This is a genomic window from Micromonospora sp. NPDC048842, from assembly GCF_040649935.1.
GTDB lineage: Bacteria > Actinomycetota > Actinomycetes > Mycobacteriales > Micromonosporaceae > Micromonospora > Micromonospora hortensis.
Genome location: NZ_JBEZGK010000004.1, coordinates 15,052 through 31,393 on the forward strand (window position 1 = coordinate 15,052; position 16,342 = coordinate 31,393).

Genomic DNA, 16,342 nt, shown 5'->3' on the forward strand with positions numbered 1-16,342 from the left:
GGAGGACGCGGCATGGCGCGGATCGTGGTCGTCGGCGCCGGGGTGGGTGGCCTCGCCACCGCCGCCCGGCTGGCCGCCACCGGGCACCAGGTGACCGTCTTCGAGGCCGCCGACACGGTCGGCGGCAAGCTCGGCCGGTACGCGCACGACACCCCGGCCGGGTCGTTCCACTTCGACACCGGGCCGAGCCTGCTCACCCTGCCCGAGGTTTTCCACGACCTGTTCGAGGCGACCGGGGCGAAGCTCGACGAATACCTGGACCTGGTCCCGCTGAACCCGATCGTCCGACACGTCTTTCCCGACGGCGGCCCGACCCTGGACTCGTGCGCCGACCCGGCGGAGTTCACCGCCCGGATCGGGGCCGTCCTCGGTGACCGGGCGGCAGCCGACTGGCAGCGGCTGTGGCGGCGGGCGGCGCGGGTGTGGCAGGCCTCCTCACGGGACATCCTGCGTCGTACCGTCGACTCTCCCCGCGACCTCGCGTCGCTGGCCTGGCGCGTCGGCGACCTGGCCGCCATCGCCCCGGGCCGCAGTCTGCGCGGCCTGGGCCGCCGGCACCTGTCCGACCCGCGGCTGCGGATGATGCTGGACCGGTACGCCACCTACACCGGCGCCGACCCACGTCGGGCACCGGCGGCGCTGGTCGCGGTCCCGTACGCCGAGCTGGCCTTCGGCGGCTGGTACCTGCGCGGTGGGCTGGGCACGCTCGCCGACGCGCTGCTGACCCGCTGCCTGGACCTCGGCGTGGTGGTGCAGACCGACGCCACTGTCACACGGATCGACGCCACCGGCGGCCGAGTGCACGGGGTACGCCTCGCCGGCGTCACCGCCCCGGTCCCCGCCGACGTGGTGGTGGCCAACGTGGACGCGCTCACCGTCTACCGTGACCTGCTGCCGCACCCGCGTCGGCTGGCCGGGCTGACCGACCGCAGCCTCGCCGGCTTCGTGCTGCTGCTCGGCGTCTCCGGCAGCACCGGGCTGGCCCACCACAACGTCTTCTTCCCGGACGACTACGACGCCGAGTTCGACGCGGTATTCGGTGACCCCGGGCGCGGTGTCCGGGCCCGGCCGGCGGCCGACCCGGCGGTGTTCGTGACAGTGGCCGACGACCCGATGGTCCGCCCAGCCGGACACGAGGCGTGGTTCGTGCTGGTCAACGCCGCCCGGCAGGGCACCGCTGCGGGCGCTGTCGACTGGCGACGCCCGGGGCTGGCCGACGCGTACGCCGACCGGATCCTGGACGTGCTGGCGCGGCGCGGCGTGGACGTGCGCGACCGGCTGTTGTTCCGCGAGATCCGCACCCCGGCCGACCTGGACGTGGCGACCGGCGCGCCAGGTGGCTCGATCTACGGCACCGCCGGTGGGCTGCTCCGCCCGGCGAACCGGGGCCCGGCGCACGGGCTGTGGCTGGTGGGTGGCTCCACCCACCCGGGCGGCGGGTTGCCGATGGTGACCCTCTCCGCGCAGATCGTCGCCGACGAGATCGGCCCCGCCTGGTAGAGCCGGCCTGCTCCAGCCGGCGCCGGTCCCGGTCGGCGCCTTCCAGCCGGCGCCTGATTTCGGTCGGCGTCGGGCTGGCCCGCTCTAGTCGGCGTCGAGCAGTGCGCGGCGGATGCTGGAGAGCAGTTGCCCCAGGCCGAAACCGGCCAACAGCACCCAGACCGCTGTCGCCATGGTGATGGTGCCAGCGGCCAGGTCCGGCTCGATCAGCCCGGCCAGCCCGGCGACCAGCAGGCCGGCCAGCGCCACCGAGACCCGGGTGGGGCGTTCGCCCACTGTCACCGCGCCGATCTCCCGCATGCCGGCGGCGACCGCCCGCGCCCGAACGTACTCGTGCAACCAGGACAGCGCGCCGCCCGCGACGACCAGCCCACCCGGCGCGCCCACCAGCCAGAACGCCAGCAGCCACGCCACCTCACCGAGCCGGTCGGCGACCGAGTCGTAGACGTAGCCGAGCCGGGTGGTGCGGCCGGTGGCGACCGCCACCGCACCGTCCACGCTGTCCGCCACGGCGGCGAGCAGCACGAACAGCGCGCCGAGGAACGGCCCGTCCCCCGGCCGGCCTACCAGCAACGGTACGCAGAAGCAGAGCAGCACCCCGGCCACGGTGACAGCGGTGGGGCTGACCCGTAGCCGGCCCAGCACATATCCGACGTGGTACGCGAATCGCAGCCAGGCACGCACCACCGGCGCCGCGACCCGAGGGTCGAACCCGCCGTGCAACCGCGCCCACGCCGTGGCGTACTGATCCCAGTTCAGCTGTGTGCCCACCACGGATCAACCGTCGTGCCGGGCAACAGGTGTCGCAGGCGCAGCGTTCACACGCGAGCGCCGGCCTTCAGGTTCTGCCAGACCTCGCGGGTCGCGGTGGACCGGTTGAGGGTGATGAAGTGAATTCCCGGCACTCCCTCGTCCAGCAGCCGGCGGCACATCTCGCTGGCCTGTTCGATGCCGAGCCGGCGGACGGCGTCCGGGTCGTCGGCGACGCGTTCGAAGCGGGCCGCCAACGCCGGTGGGAACGGCGCACCGGACAGCTGCACGGACCGCTCGATGGTGCTGAACTGGGTCACCGGCATCACGCCGGCCAGGATTGGGGTGTCACAGCCAGCGGCGGCCACCCGGTCACGTAGCCGCAGGTAGTCGTCGGCGTCGAAGAACATCTGGGTGACCGCGAACTCCGCGCCGGCCCGACACTTGCGGACGAACTGGGCGGTGTCGCTGGCCACGTCGGGCGAGCGGGGGTGCTTGTACGGGAAGGCGGCCACGCCGACGCTGAAGTCGCCGGCGTCGCGCACCAGCCGGACCAGGTCCTCGGCGTAGTCCACGCCCTCGGGGTGACGAATCCACTCACCGCCCGGGTTGCCCGGAGGGTCACCACGAACGGCAAGCACGTTGCGCACCCCCACCCCGGCGAGCCGGCCGACCACGTGCCGCAGCTCGGCGACGGAGTGGTTGACCGCGGTGAGGTGCGCCATCGGCAGCAGGGTGGTCTCGGTGGCGATCCGCTCGGTCACCGCCACTGTGGTGTCCCGGGTCGAGCCGCCGGCGCCGTACGTGATCGACACGAACGACGGGCGCAGGGACTCCAACTCGCGGATGGCCTGCCAGAGCAGCTGCTCCCCCGCCTCGGTCTTGGGCGGGAAGAACTCGAACGAGAAGGTCGGCTGGTGCTCACGAATGAGCTCCCCGATCGCTGGCTGCGGATTGGGGAGTGTCGAGGGAAGACCGAGCGCCACGACCCGACTCTAGCGGTCGATGGCACCAGGACCCAGGCCCTTCCCACCCAGCGGCGTCTGGTGGGCGGCGTCGCTCGGGTCTGCGGTGAGCCCGTGGGCGGCGTCGCCCGGTCTGGTGGGCGGCCTCGCCCGGTCTGGTGGGCGGCCTCGCCCGGTCTGGTGGGCGGCCTCGCTCGGTCTGGTGGGCGGCCTCGCTCGGGTCTGCGGTGAGCCCGTGGGCGGCGTCGCCCGGTCTGCCGTGAGCCGGGCGGTGTCGCACCGCGCGCCCCGACTCGACTGCGGAAAGGCGTCATACCTCCGAGGTAGGAAGGGACGGTGCGGGAGGGGCGGCGGGGGTGGCCCGGGTCTCGCGCGGGGGTCAGCAACCGAGCGGTGGCGCCGGTCCCGCCCGCTCGGGCGGGTGGGTCGTCACCGCACCGACGCCCGCCAGGAGGACAGATGATCCCGCTCGCATCGCCGCGCCCCGCGCAGCTCGGGCCGCTGCTGGCTCGGTGCCGACTGGAGCGGGGCTTGAGCCAACAGCGAGCCGCCGCCGAGTTGTGTGCCGCCGCCGGGGTGCCGACGCTCAGTCGGCACGAGATTTCCCGGTGGGAACGACAGCGTCGCGTGCCGGGCGGGTTCTGGCTCGGCTGGCTCGCCGTCGTCCTGGACGTGCCGCTGGTGGTGCTCGCCGAGGCTGCCGCGGCCACCCGTCGGGCCGGCTCGACGCGGGCCACCGGGCCGGGCCGCGCCACGGCGGCCGGCGCGCGACCGGCCAGGCGGACGGGGCCCGGCCGCACCGGCGGGACTACGCGTGGCGGTGGAGCACGAGCACGGGCGACCGGCTAGCGTCGGGGCGTGACCCACGCTGCTCCCGTGTCCCCCGTCGACCGCGCCGGCCTGCGGCAGCGGGTCGACAAGGCTCTCACCGAGTTCCTGGCCGGCCAACGGGTCCGGCTCGCCGCCGTGGACGACGCGCTGGGTCCGGTGGCCGAGGCGATCGAGGCGTTCGTGCTCGGCGGCGGCAAGCGGCTGCGTCCCGCATTCGCGTACTGGGGGTTCCGGGGAGCCGGCGGGCTGGACGGCGACCAGGTGCTGACCGCCCTGGCCGCACTGGAATTCGTCCAGGCCAGCGCCCTGATCCACGACGACCTGATGGACCGTTCCGACACCCGTCGCGGCGAGCCCGCGGTACACCGACGGTTCGCCACCCGGCATCGGGAGGCCGGCTGGGGTGGCGACGCGGACGGTTTCGGCGACGCCGCGGCCATCCTGCTCGGTGACCTGTGCCTGGTCTGGTCGGACGAGCTGCTGCACTCCGCCGGCCTGGACCTGTGGTCGTTGGCCCGGGCCCGGCCGGTCTTCGACGAGATGCGCACCGAGGTCACCGTCGGGCAGTACCTCGACGTGCTCACACAGGTCACCGGGGACACCTCGGTGGAGCGGGCCAGCAAGGTCGCCCGGTACAAGTCCGCGAAATACACCGTCGAGCGTCCGATGTTGCTCGGCGCCGCGCTGGCCGACGCGCCGGAGGACGTGCGGACGGCCTACTCGGCGTACGGGCTGCCGCTGGGCGAGGCGTTCCAGCTCCGCGACGACGTGCTGGGGGTCTTCGGCGACCCGGCACTGACCGGCAAACCGGCCGGGGACGATCTACGCGAGGGCAAGCGCACCTACCTGGTGGCGGCGACAGTGGAGGCCACCGACGACGCGGGCCGTGAGCTGCTGCTCGGCCGGCTCGGCGACCCGGAACTGGACGAGCACGGGGTGGCCCGGCTCCGCGAGGTGATCTCGGGGAGCGGGGCGCTGGCCCGTACCGAACAGCGGATCGTCACACTCACCGACGCCGCCCTGGCCGCCCTGGCCGCCGTCGACCTCGACACCGAGGCCCGCCAAGCCCTGGTAGACCTGGCCATAGCCGCAACCCGCCGATCCGACTAACCCCACCCTGCCCCACCCCGCCCGCGCCCGCGTTGCCCGCTCCCGCGTTGATCATGAAGTTATTGCCACGACACGCCGAGCGGGCTGGCAACAACTTCATGATCAACCGGGGCGGGGGCCGGGGGGGCCGGGGACGGGGTTAGAAGCCTTGGGCTTGGGCTCGGCGTTTCACCTCGCGGGCCTGGTCGCCGGAGAGGGCGGCGGCGGGGGTGGCGCCGGGGAGGGTGTCGTCCGGCTCGTAGAGCCAGCGCAGGACGGCCTCGTCGTCGTAGCCGTTGTCGGCGAGCAGATTGAGCACGCCGGGCAGGTGCTTGAGCACGGTCTGGTTGGCCACCAGGTCCGCCGGGATCCGGCGGACGCCGTCGCGGCGGACCGCCAACAACTCCCGGTCACGGATCATCTGGTGCACCTTGCTGATCGACACGTCGAGGCGTTCGGCGACGTCGGGCAGGGTCAACCAGTCGGCCAGGTCGGTGGGGCCGGCGAGCTCCAGGCCGGGCGCGGCCTGGTCGGGTACGGGTTCGGTCACCCGACCACCCTGCCACGCCGCCGCCGCGACGAGCCACCGGCACCCCGGGCCGCCCATCTGCGCCCTCTCCCCTGATCGCCGCTGACCTGCGAACACGGGGCGGGGAACGCGGCGGGACGGACCGGTTCGGCATACGGCTGTAGCATCCTGTTCATCCCTCACCCTCTGGACACATAGACTGCCTGCCGATGGACACTCAGGTCGCCGACACGTTGCTGGGCTCGCTGATCGACGGGCGCTACCGCATTCGCGGTCGCGTGGCCCGTGGTGGCATGGCGACCGTGTACACCGCCACCGACGAACGCCTTGAGCGCACCGTCGCCGTCAAGATCATTCACCCGACCCAGGCCAGCGAGGCACGGGCCCGGATCGCCAACTTCGTGGCCCGGTTCACCGACGAGGCGAAGACCATCGCCCGGCTGACCCACCCGAACGTGGTGGCGGTCTACGACCAGGGCACGCACGCCGGCCTGCCGTACCTGGTGATGGAGTACGTCCGTGGCCGCACGCTGCGTGACGTGCTGGCCGAGCGACGCCGGCTCAACCCGGACGAGGCACTGGCCATCGCCGAGCAGATGCTCGCCGCGATCGCCGCCGCGCACCGGGCCGGTCTCGTGCACCGCGACGTCAAACCGGAGAACGTGCTGGTCGCGGAGGCGCCTACCGGTGGCGTCGCCAACCTGGTCGACAGCGTCGTGAAGGTGGCCGACTTCGGGCTGGCCCGGGCGGTCGAGGCGAGCGCCGACGAGGAGCAGGGCAACCAGCTGATGGCCACCGTGGCGTACGTCGCCCCGGAGCTGGTCACCGAGGGCCGCGCCGATCCGCGCACCGACGTCTACTCGGCCGGCATCGTGCTGTTCGAGATGCTCACCGGTCGGGTGCCGTATGACGGAGACCGCCCGGTGGACGTCGCCTGGCAGCACGTCGACCGGGACGTGCCGACGCCCTCGACGCTGGTGCCGGGCCTCCCGTCGGTCCTCGACGATTTGGTGCAGCGGGCCACCCGCCGCGATCCGGGAGCGCGGCCCGCGGACGCCGGCGCGTTGTTGGCCGAGGTGCAGGTGGCCCGGGATCGTCTGGGCGACGCCAACAGCCACACCGCCGTACTCCGCCCGATCAGTGACGCACCGTCGCTCTCCCAGCCGACCATGATGGTCGCGACGGTCCAGCCGCCCAACCGCCCGTCGTGGGCACGTCTGCCCGAGGGCGCCAGCAGCCAGGGGCCGGGGCGGCGTCGGGCCGCCCCGGAGCCGGCGGAGGGCCTGGGCGCCCGGCTCGCCGCGCTGCGCAGCACTGTGCTGAGCAACCCCCGTGGCCGGCTGGCCGTCGCGGCAGTGGTCGTGACGCTGGGCCTGGTGGCCGCGCTCGGGGGTTGGTGGTTCGGCGTCGGCCGCTACACGGACGCTCCGCAGCTGATGAGCCTGAGCAAGGCCGAGGCGCAGGCGCGGGCCGACCGCACCGGGCTTCTCATCGAGTACGCTGAGCCGCGCTTCGACGAGAAGGCCCCGAAGGACACTGTGCTGGAGCAGAGCCCAGCGTCCGCTGCCAAGATCGTCAAGGGTGGCACGATCACCCTGACCCTCTCCCTCGGTCCGGAGCGTTTCCCTGTACCGGACGTGATCGGCAAGGAGTTCGAGCTCGCCGAGGCGGACCTTGTCAACGTGAAGCTGGTGGTCGCCAGGGGCACCGCCCGCTACGACGACAGCCTGCCGGCCGGGGTCGTGGTAGACAGCTCCCCCAAGGTGGGCACCGAGGTCAAACCCGGTGCGAAGATCACCCTCATCCTGAGCCGGGGCAGGGCGCCGGTGACGGTGCCGAACCTGGTCGGCAAGAGCCTGACCGACGCCCGGACGGCCCTGGCCCAGCTCAACCTGGTGCTGAAGGAGACCTACAAGGACTCCGACAAGCCTAGGGACGAGATCCTCGGCCAGAGCCCGGCCGATGGCGCCGGCGTGGAGAAGGGCACCGAGGTCAAGCTGGACGTCAGCAAGGGGCCACCGCTGGTCGCCATGCCGCGGGTGATCGACCTGCCGTGCCAGCAGGCCAAGCAGGCGTTGGAGGGTCAGGGCTTCCCGGTGACGATGGCGATCAACCCGAACGCCGTGGTCCGGATCCAGCTCCCGGGCGAAAATTCGCAGGTGGCGCCCGGCACCCCGGTCACACTGACGTGCTTCTGATGCCGACGATCTGCGCGCGGCCGGTGGGCACGCACACTCCGACCTCGGGTGGGCTGGCGAAGGCCGCCCTGCCGTACGCCGACGCGACCGGCGCGCAGGTGGTGCAGGTCTACGTCTCCAACTCGCGAGGCTGGGCACTGCCCGACGGCGACCCGGCGCAGGACGCGCTGTTTCGCGACGGTTGCGCCGAGCGGGGCATTCCCGCGTTCATCCACGCCGCGCTGCTGGTCAACCTCGGCTCGCCCACCCCGGCCACTGTCGAGAAGTCGGGGCAGACGCTGGCGCACGCGCTGCGTCGGGGCGTGGCGATCGGCGCGCGCGGGGTGGTGTTCCATGCGGGCAGTTCGGTGGACGAGGGGCACGCCGAGGCCGCGATGGGACAGGTCCGCGAGGTGTTGCTGCCGCTGCTCGACTGGGCTGCCGACGCTGGCGGGCCGATGTTGCTGGTCGAGCCGAGCGCCGGCGGTGGCCGGTCACTGGCCTCCCGGGTGGAGCAGCTCGGGCCCTACCTGGACGCGGTGGACGGACACCCCATGCTCGGGGTCTGCTTCGACACCTGCCACGCCTGGGCGGCCGGCCACGACCTGGCTGCCGAGGGCGGCATGACGGCGACCCTGGACACCCTGGTCGCCACTGTCGGCGCGGACCGGCTGCGGCTGGTCCATGCCAACGACTCGAAGGATCTGTGCGGCTCCACCCGGGATCGGCACGAGAACATCGGCAAGGGCAGCATCGGCGAGCCCGCCTTCGCCGAGCTGATGGCGCACCCGGCGACCGCTGGCGTCCCGATCGTCGTGGAGACCCCCAGCGAGAAGCACGTGGGCCACGCCGCCGACATCGCCACCCTCACCCGCCTGTCCCACCCCTGACCCCAACCTTGTTGATCAAGAGGTTTGCGTCACCCGGCGACCGGAATCTGACGCGAACCTCTTGATCACCGAGGTGAACGGTGGGTGGGGGTGGGTGGGAGTGGGTGGGGTGGGGGTGGGTGGGGTTTTAGGCTGCGGCGAGGATGCGGGGTAGGGCTGCCACCGCGCGGTCGATGTCCGCGTCGCTGAGGCCCAGGTGGGTGACCAGGCGGGCGGTACGGGGGCCGAGCACCGAGATCAGTACGCCCTCGGCCCGCGCCGCGGCGGCCAGCGCCCGCGCGTCCAGTGTGTGCTTGGTGAGGTCCAGCGCGACAAGGTTGGTGCGGACCGTGGTGGCCAACACACCGAACGGCGCGACCGCCTCGGCGAGCCGGGCCGCCTTCGCGTGGTCGTCGGCCAACCTGTCGATGTGGTGCGCGAGCGCGTACCGGCCGGCGGCGGCGAGAATGCCGGCCTGGCGCATGCCCCCGCCCATCCGCTTGCGGATCAGCCGGGCACGTTCGATCTTCTCCGCGCTGCCGATCACCAGCGAACCGACCGGCGCGCCGAGGCCCTTGGAGAGGCATACCGACAGCGTGTCGAAGAGCCGGCCGTACTCGATCAGCGGCACCTGGTCGGCGACGTGCGCGTGCCAGATCCGGGCGCCGTCACAGTGCAGTGCGACCCCCGCCTCGTCAGCGACCCCGCGCAGATCCCGCAGGGTCGCCAGCGGAATCACCCCGCCGCCGCCGCGATTGTGGGTCTGCTCGACGGCGACCGCGCGGGTGGGGACGGCGAAGTAACCGTCCGGCCGGATCATCCCGGCCACCATCTCCGGGTCGATGTCCGCGCCCACGGCGGGCCAGGTCCGCGAGGAGATCCCGCCGTACGCGGCCGCGGCGCCGATCTCGTACGTGACCACGTGCGCGTCGGCGTCGCAGAGCAACTCGTCGCCGGGCGACACCAGCAGTTGCAGGGCGATCTGGTTCGCCATCGACCCACTCGGGGCGAACAGCGCCGCCTCGTGCCCGAACAACGCGGCGACCTCGGCCTCCAGCGCGTTGACGCTCGGGTCCTCGCCGTAGACGTCGTCACCGACCTCGGCGGTGGCAATCGCCTCCCGCATCCCGGCGGTGGGTCGGGTCACCGTGTCGGACCGCAGGTCCACGAACAGATCAGGCACTGTCATCCTTTCAACTGCCGACTGCGGGCTCGCAAGCTCACTCCCCGCGTCAGCCATGGTCATCCTCTGACTTGCCGGCTGCGGGCTGGCAAGCTCAGCCCCGCAGCATCTCCGCTACGAGGAAGGCCAACTCCAACGACTGCTGGGTGTTCAGACGCGGGTCGCAGGCGGTCTCGTACCGGTCGGGCAGGTCGAGATCCTCGATCCCCTGGGCGCCGCCGAGGCACTCGGTGACGTCCTCGCCGGTCAACTCGACGTGCAGCCCGCCGGGGTGGGTGTCCAGCCCCCGGTGCACCTCGAAGTAGCCGAGCACCTCGTCGACGATGCGGTCGAAGTGCCGGGTCTTGTAGCCGTTTGACGACTCGTGCGTGTTGCCGTGCATCGGGTCGCACTGCCAGACCACCTTGGCCCCGGCGGCGGTGACCTTGGCGACGATCGGCGGCAGCGCGTCGCGTACCCGGTGGTTGCCCATTCGGCTGATCAGGGTGAGCCGGCCGGGGATGTTGTCCGGGTTGAGCTTCTCGCACAACTCGATCGCCTCGTCCGGGGAGGTCGTCGGGCCGAGCTTGACCCCGATCGGGTTGGCGATTCGGGAGATGAAGTCGATGTGCGCCCCGCTGATCTGCCGGGTGCGCTCGCCGATCCACAGGAAGTGCCCGGAGAGCCCGTACGCCCGACGGTCGGAGACCCGTGTGAGCGCCCGGTCGTACTCCAGGGCCAGGGCCTCGTGGGAGCAGTAGAGCGTGACGGTGCGCAGCGCCTCGTCGTCGGTCATGCCGCAGGCCCGGATGAAGGCCAGCGCCCGGTCGATCTCCCGGGCGATCGCCTCGTAACGCTCCCCCGCCGGGGAGTTCTTCACGAAGCCCTTGTTCCAGTCGTGCACGGCGTGCAGGTCGGCGAGCCCGCCGGCGAGGTACGCCCGGAGCATGTTCATCGCCGCCGCCGAGTTCGCGTACGCGCGGATCATGCGCTGCGGGTCGGCGACCCGGGCGGCCGGGTCGGCCTCCAGTGAGTTGATCATGTCGCCGCGGTACGCGGGCAGGCCGCGGGCGTCGGTCGGCAGCGAGCGGGGCTTCGTGTACTGCCCGGCGACCCGGGCGACCTTGACCACCGGCAGCGACGCGCCGTAGGTGAGCACGATCGCCATCTGGAGCAGGGTGCGGGCGTTGGCCAACAGGTGGCTCTCGGTGTTGTCCACGAACGTCTCGGCGCAGTCACCACCCTGCAGCAGGAACGCCTTGCCCTCGCAGACCAGGGCGAGCTTCTGCCGGAGCTGGTCCACCTCGTAGGGCGCGACGACCGACGGCACTGTGTCGAGGACCTTGCAGACCGCGGCCACGGCAGCCGGGTCGGACCACGGCGGGATCTGCTCGCGGGGCAGCTCCCGCCATCGGTCCAGACCGAGCGCGGCGTCCTCGGCGGAGTCGATGGTCGGTCGGCTGGTCTGCAGGCCCGGGCTGCCCACCGCGGGATGGCTCAGCTGATGCCACTCATGGCGCATGACAGAAAGCGTACGGCGACGGTCGGGGTGGCCGGGCGGCGAGGGGGACGGTTCCGGCAGATGGGAGATCAATCCGCCGGGCGCTGGTCAGGACGCGGGGGTAGGGGCGACGCCGCTCGGCGTCGGGGCGGCCGGTCCACCCGGCGCTTCGGCGGCGATGCACCAGTCGCTTCCGTCCCGGGTGACGGTGAAGACCAGTGGCCGGACGACGGTGCGCTTGCCGACCGCGACCGAGACCGAGACGCGGACCTCCTGCCCGAGCGGACCGGACCGGATGTCCGTGATGGCCGCCTCCGGCACCTGGAAGTGGTCGGCGAAGTCGCCGTTGGGGCCGGTGGCGCCCAGGTCGAAGCCGTCGTGCAGCAGAGCGCAGAGCTGGCTGCGGCCGGCGGCGACGTCCTTGGCCGCCATCGCGTCGAGGTACGCCTGCACGCGCTCACGGGAGCGGGTGGCGGCCTCCTCGGCGGGGGCTCGGGCCGGCTTGGCGGCGGACTTCTCCTCGTCCTTGTCGCCGATCCCGCAGCCGACCAGGGCAACTGGCAGCAGCATCAGCCCGGCGGCGGTCGCCGCCAGCCTGCGGTGCGTCGGGCGCATGATCACCTCCGTCGGCGGTGAGATCGAGACGTGCCGAGCCGCGAGTCTGCCACATCCGGCTGACCGAGCCCAATGGCGGCGGCCCGGTCGACGCTGGGCGTCGGCCGGGCCGCTGTGTCACGGGCGGGAAGGGACGGTGCGGGCCCCTTCCCGCCGTGTGGGTGGTGCGTCGGCCCTCGGCTCAGCCGAGACCGCCCTTGATGGCGCCGATGAGCTCGCCGTTGCTCGTGTCACCGGAGAGCTCCCAGAAGAACGCGCCACCGAGGCCCTGGTTGTTCGCGTACGTCATCTTGCCGTTGATGGTCGACGGGGTGTCGTAGCTCCACCAGTTGCTGCCGCACTTGGCGTACGCGGTGCCGGCGATCGTGCCGGTGGCCGGGCAGGTGTTCTTGAGGACCTTGTAGTCCTCGATGCCGGCCTCGTAGGTGCCCGGCGCCGCGCCGGTGGCGCTGCCACCCGGAGCGGCCTGGGTGACACCGGTCCAGCCCCGACCGTAGAAGCCGATGCCGAGCAGCAGCTTGTTGGCCGGGACGCCCTTGCTCTTGAGCTTCTGGATCGCCGCGTCGGAGTTGAAGCCCTGCTGCGGGATGCCGGTGTACGAGGTGAGCGGTGAGTGCGGTGCCGTCGGACCCTGGGCGGCGAAGGCGCCGAAGTAGTCGTAGGTCATCGGCATCAGCCAGTTGAGGTTGCCGATGGCGCCGGCGTAGTCGGTGGCGTCGATCTTGCCGCCGTTGCTGCCGTCCGCGGTGATGGCGGCGGTGACCAGGGCGCTGGACCCGAACTTCGACCGCAGCGCGCCGATCACGTTCTTGAACGCGTTCGGGCCGCTGGTGTCACAGGTCAGGCCGCAGGCGTTCGGGTACTCCCAGTCGACGTCGATGCCGTCGAAGACGTCCGCCCAGCGCGGGTCCTCGACCAGGTTGTAGCAGCTCTCGGCGAACGCGGCCGGGTTCTGCGCGGCCTGGGTGAAGCCGCCGGACCAGGTCCAGCCACCGAACGACCAGATCACCTTGAGGTGCGGGTTCAGCTGCTTGAGCTTGCGCAGTTGGTTGAAGCTGCCGCGCAGCGGCTGGTCCCACGTGTCGGCGACGCCGTCCACGCTCTCCGCGGCCGTGTACGCCTTCTCGTAGTCGGCGTAGCTGTCACCGATGGCGCAACGGCCACCGGTGGTGTTGCCGAAGGCGTACAGGATGTGGGTCAGCTTGGCGGCCGAGCCGCTGGTCTGGATGTTCTTGACGTGGTAGTTGCGCCCGTAGACGCCCCACTCGGCGAAGTAACCGACGATCTTCTTGCCGCCCGGGTTCGGCGGGTTGGTGGTCGGCGGTGGCGTGGTGGGCGGAGGGGTGGTGGGCGGCGTCGTCGTCGGTGGGGTGGTGGTCGGCGGAGTGGTGGTCGGCGGGGTCGTCCCGCCGCCGCACGCGGCACCGTTGATGGTGCAGTTCAGCGGTGCCTTGTAGGCGCCGCTGCCGTTGTAGCCCCAGCTGAACGAGGCGCCGGGGGCGATGCCGCCGGCCCAGCTCTTCTTGACCGCGACGTAGTGGTTGCCGCTGCTGGTGACGTCGGCGTCCCACGCGCTGCTGATGGTGGTGCCCGACGGCAGGTCGAACTCGATGCGCCAGGTGGTGACGGTGGCGCTGGAGCCGTTGGTGACGGTCACCCTCGTCTCGTGACCGGTCCCCCAGTCCTGCGCCTTGGTGAAGGTGGTGGTGACAGTGCCGGCGCCGAACGCGGTGGTCACCGGCACCGCTGCGACGGTCACGGCGACCACGGCACCGGCCCAGAGGGCTCGGCGGAGCGATCTTTTCATGAGGCGTCTCCCGAACTGTTAGGAAACTTTCCAAAAGAGATGGTGAGACGGTACTCACGCCGTCATCAGTTCGTCAAGATGCGCATGTTTCGATTTCTCCTGGTGCACGGAGTGCGTACGCTGCGCCCACCCCGGGTCGACACCCGGCCGGCGCGTAGCCTCGGCCCATGACCGTCTTCGACATCCCGATCGACGCCCTCAACGGCGGCCCCGCCGACCTGGCCCGCCACCGCGGCAAGGCGTTGCTGGTCGTCAACGTGGCCTCCCGCTGCGGCCTCACCCCGCAGTACGCCGGCCTCCAGACGCTCGCCGACTCCTACGCCGACCGGGGCCTCGTGGTGCTCGGCGTGCCGTGCAACCAGTTCGCCGGGCAGGAGCCGGACAGCGCCGCCGAGATCAGCGACTTCTGCCAGGTCAACTACGGGGTCACCTTCCCGTTGACCGAGAAGGTCGACGTCAACGGCCCCGACCGGCACCCGCTCTACGCCGCGCTCGTGGACACCCCGGACCCCGACGGGCACACCGGTGACGTGCGCTGGAACTTCGAGAAGTTCCTGGTGGCCCCGGACGGCTCGGTCGCCGCCCGCTTCGCCCCCACTGTCGCGCCCGACTCCGACGACCTGCGCGCGGCCATCGAGAAGACCCTCCCCACCTCCTGAGGGCCCGGGGCGGCGCGACTGGGCTGAACCAGGCCGGGCTGGACTCGGCCAGGCCGGGCTGGACTCGGCCAGGCCGGGCTGGACTCGGCCAGGCCGGGCTGGACTCGGTCGATCATGGAGTCGTGGTGCCCGGATTACCGCCATGGGCCCGAAACGCCCCCCACCACAACTCCATGATCGACGGCCTCGCCGGGCCTCCCGACCTCTGGCCGCCACCGGACTGCTCGTCACCCGGAGAGTGGCACGTTGCCGGAGAGCCGGTCGGCGACAAGCGTGAGCAGTACGTTGTGCAGAACGGGCTCGCGCCGCGACCAGGCACCCGGCGGGACAGCGAAGGTCGCGAGGTCCGCGACGAGGACAGCGCGGGCTTGACGGTCCCCGCAGCCGCCCGGCAGCAGGCAGCCGGAATAACCCATCAGTCTGGTCGGGAATGCGTCGTGGGTGGACGGAGTTGGGAACGAGCATGACAACTGTGGGACTGATCGGCAGTGGCAACATCGGCGGCACCCTGGCCCGACTGGCGGTCGACGCCGGCTACGACGTGGTGCTGAGCAACTCGCGGGGCCCGGAGACCCTCACCGACCTGGTCGGGACCCTGGGCACGCGCGCCAGCGCCGGCACCACGCAGGACGCGGCGCAGGTCGGCGACCTGGTGGTGGTCACTGTGCCGCTGAAGGCGTACCGCGCGGTGCCCGTGGAACCGCTGGCCGGCAAGGTCGTCATCGACACCAACAACTACTACCCGCAGCGCGACGGCACCTTCCCGGAGCTGGACTCCGGCGAGACCACCAGCAGTGAGCTGCTCCAGCGGCACCTGCCGGACTCGCGGGTGGTCAAGGTTTTCAACAACATCTACTTCAAGGGCCTCGCCGCGCTCCCCCGGCCGTCCGGCGCGGCCGACCGCAGCGCCCTCGCGATCGCCGGCGACGACGCCGCCGCGAAGGCCGAGGTGACAGCTTTCCTGGACCGGATCGGCTACGACGCGGTGGACGCCGGCCAGCTGGCCGAGGGGTGGCGCTACCAGCCGGACACGCCGGCGTACGGCACGCTCTACTCCGCCAGCCCGACCGACTGGGAGCACCCGGCTCCGGGCGACGCCGCGAAGCTGCGCGCCGCCCTAGCCGCCGCCACCCGCTGAGCTGGGCCCGCCACCCTCCCCACGATCGCCTACCGGGTGGTCGGGCGGAGGGTGGCGGGGCGACGGGTCGTCGGCGACGCGGGCCATCCGGTGCGCCAGTTCGGCGCGCAGTCGGTGGACGTTCGGCGTGGTGGCGACCAGCGACACGTGGATCTCCTGCGGGCTCCGCCCGCGGGCCCTGCTCCACAGGCCCACCCGGCCCCATTCCCAGCGGTCCAGTACCGGCCGGGTCCGGTCCCGATCGGCGATGTCGACGACCAGGGTCGGGCTGACCCCGCCCCGCACCTCGGTTCGGGTCAGGTCGGGCCAGTCGACCTGTACCGTCCCAGCGCCGGGCACTGTCAGTTCGAGGAAGTCGCGGGTCAGCCGGAGGGGCAGCCCGCCCTGACGCCGTAGGTGTATTGGGAAGCGGATCGCCGCCAGCAGAAGTATCGGCCCGTGCGGAAGCGGGTTGTACCAGGCATTGCCGAACGCGATGCCGAGCAGCGCGAAGGCCGGCAGGACCACCAGCGCCGCGCAGGTCACCCGGCCCAGCACCCGCCTGCGGGACCGCCGGAACCGAATCTCCCCTGCATCGACCTCCGTCACCATTGCTGTCCAGTAGCCACTCGTGAGCGAACCCAAACAGCTCGCCCCCATGCCTCGGATCGGTAGCGACAGCCGACAAAAAACATCGCTGTGGCAACTTGCGCCGCAGTCCTGTTCACGGGACCCTGTTCTCTGGGTTGCCGCCCGCTCACCGAACGTGCC

16 protein-coding genes are annotated in these 16,342 nt (G+C 72.0%); 7 read left to right on the forward strand and 9 right to left on the reverse strand.

The window, feature by feature from the left end; translation table 11 throughout:
- Nucleotides 1-12: 12 nt before the first annotated feature.
- Nucleotides 13-1,500, forward strand: a complete 1,488-nt coding sequence (gene crtI / locus AB0C19_RS07180; RefSeq protein ID WP_357180781.1) for a phytoene desaturase family protein — start codon at nt 13-15, stop codon at nt 1,498-1,500.
- A gap of 84 nt (nt 1,501-1,584) precedes the next feature.
- Here the strand turns inward: crtI and AB0C19_RS07185 are convergent, their stop codons facing one another.
- Nucleotides 1,585-2,274: a CDP-alcohol phosphatidyltransferase family protein gene (locus tag AB0C19_RS07185; protein WP_112582773.1), complete on the reverse strand. Its 690-nt coding sequence runs from the start codon at nt 2,272-2,274 to the stop codon at nt 1,585-1,587.
- Nucleotides 2,275-2,318: 44 nt separating this feature from the next.
- Nucleotides 2,319-3,236 (reverse strand): methylenetetrahydrofolate reductase [NAD(P)H], encoded by a 918-nt coding sequence (gene metF / locus AB0C19_RS07190; protein ID WP_112623915.1) that lies wholly within the window; start codon nt 3,234-3,236, stop codon nt 2,319-2,321.
- Between the two features lie 438 nt (nt 3,237-3,674).
- Between metF and AB0C19_RS07195 the strand changes: the two genes are divergently transcribed.
- Together AB0C19_RS07195 and AB0C19_RS07200 are read left to right on the forward strand one after the other, a co-directional pair.
- The gene (locus AB0C19_RS07195) at nt 3,675-4,064 is read left to right on the forward strand and encodes a helix-turn-helix domain-containing protein (RefSeq protein WP_238682849.1); all 390 of its coding nucleotides are present in this window, start codon (nt 3,675-3,677) and stop codon (nt 4,062-4,064) included.
- A gap of 9 nt (nt 4,065-4,073) precedes the next feature.
- Nucleotides 4,074-5,156: a polyprenyl synthetase family protein gene (locus tag AB0C19_RS07200; RefSeq protein ID WP_357180787.1), complete on the forward strand. Its 1,083-nt coding sequence runs from the start codon at nt 4,074-4,076 to the stop codon at nt 5,154-5,156.
- A gap of 139 nt (nt 5,157-5,295) precedes the next feature.
- Here AB0C19_RS07200 and AB0C19_RS07205 read toward each other — a convergent pair whose 3' ends face one another.
- Nucleotides 5,296-5,685: an Rv2175c family DNA-binding protein gene (locus AB0C19_RS07205; protein ID WP_357180790.1), complete on the reverse strand. Its 390-nt coding sequence runs from the start codon at nt 5,683-5,685 to the stop codon at nt 5,296-5,298.
- 188 nt (nt 5,686-5,873) lie between these two features.
- Between AB0C19_RS07205 and pknB the strand changes: the two genes are divergently transcribed.
- Nucleotides 5,874-7,862, forward strand: a complete 1,989-nt coding sequence (gene pknB, locus AB0C19_RS07210; protein WP_357180793.1) for a Stk1 family PASTA domain-containing Ser/Thr kinase — start codon at nt 5,874-5,876, stop codon at nt 7,860-7,862.
- Nucleotides 7,862-8,731, forward strand: coding sequence for a deoxyribonuclease IV (locus AB0C19_RS07215; RefSeq protein WP_357180796.1), 870 nt, complete (start codon nt 7,862-7,864; stop codon nt 8,729-8,731). Before pknB ends, AB0C19_RS07215 begins: the two co-directional genes overlap by 1 nt.
- A gap of 127 nt (nt 8,732-8,858) precedes the next feature.
- Here AB0C19_RS07215 and AB0C19_RS07220 read toward each other — a convergent pair whose 3' ends face one another.
- The 4 genes from AB0C19_RS07220 to AB0C19_RS07235 form a co-directional block, all read right to left on the reverse strand.
- The gene (locus AB0C19_RS07220) at nt 8,859-9,893 is read right to left on the reverse strand and encodes a GntG family PLP-dependent aldolase (protein WP_357180798.1); all 1,035 of its coding nucleotides are present in this window, start codon (nt 9,891-9,893) and stop codon (nt 8,859-8,861) included.
- A gap of 94 nt (nt 9,894-9,987) precedes the next feature.
- Nucleotides 9,988-11,394 carry a class II 3-deoxy-7-phosphoheptulonate synthase gene (locus AB0C19_RS07225; protein ID WP_357180801.1) on the reverse strand — a complete coding sequence of 469 codons (1,407 nt, stop codon included), beginning with the start codon at nt 11,392-11,394 and terminating at the stop codon, nt 9,988-9,990.
- Between the two features lie 87 nt (nt 11,395-11,481).
- Nucleotides 11,482-11,988: a nuclear transport factor 2 family protein gene (locus AB0C19_RS07230; protein WP_357180804.1), complete on the reverse strand. Its 507-nt coding sequence runs from the start codon at nt 11,986-11,988 to the stop codon at nt 11,482-11,484.
- Between the two features lie 181 nt (nt 11,989-12,169).
- Nucleotides 12,170-13,795, reverse strand: coding sequence for a glycosyl hydrolase family 18 protein (locus AB0C19_RS07235; RefSeq protein ID WP_357180808.1), 1,626 nt, complete (start codon nt 13,793-13,795; stop codon nt 12,170-12,172).
- A gap of 167 nt (nt 13,796-13,962) precedes the next feature.
- Here AB0C19_RS07235 and AB0C19_RS07240 point away from each other — a divergent pair, with 167 nt between their 5' ends.
- On the forward strand, nt 13,963-14,454 hold the full coding sequence (locus AB0C19_RS07240; protein ID WP_357180812.1) for a glutathione peroxidase: 492 nt from the start codon (nt 13,963-13,965) through the stop codon (nt 14,452-14,454).
- 227 nt (nt 14,455-14,681) lie between these two features.
- Here the strand turns inward: AB0C19_RS07240 and AB0C19_RS07245 are convergent, their stop codons facing one another.
- Nucleotides 14,682-14,870: a hypothetical protein gene (locus AB0C19_RS07245; protein WP_357180815.1), complete on the reverse strand. Its 189-nt coding sequence runs from the start codon at nt 14,868-14,870 to the stop codon at nt 14,682-14,684.
- A 47-nt stretch (nt 14,871-14,917) separates the two neighbouring features.
- Between AB0C19_RS07245 and AB0C19_RS07250 the strand changes: the two genes are divergently transcribed.
- Nucleotides 14,918-15,592 carry an NADPH-dependent F420 reductase gene (locus AB0C19_RS07250; protein ID WP_357180818.1) on the forward strand — a complete coding sequence of 225 codons (675 nt, stop codon included), beginning with the start codon at nt 14,918-14,920 and terminating at the stop codon, nt 15,590-15,592.
- On the opposite strand, the gene AB0C19_RS07255 is transcribed toward AB0C19_RS07250, so the two are convergent.
- Complete coding sequence (locus AB0C19_RS07255) at nt 15,572-16,180, reverse strand: hypothetical protein (RefSeq protein WP_357180821.1); 609 nt, start codon at nt 16,178-16,180, stop codon at nt 15,572-15,574. The genes AB0C19_RS07250 and AB0C19_RS07255 overlap by 21 nt on opposite strands.
- Nucleotides 16,181-16,342 lie beyond the last annotated feature (162 nt).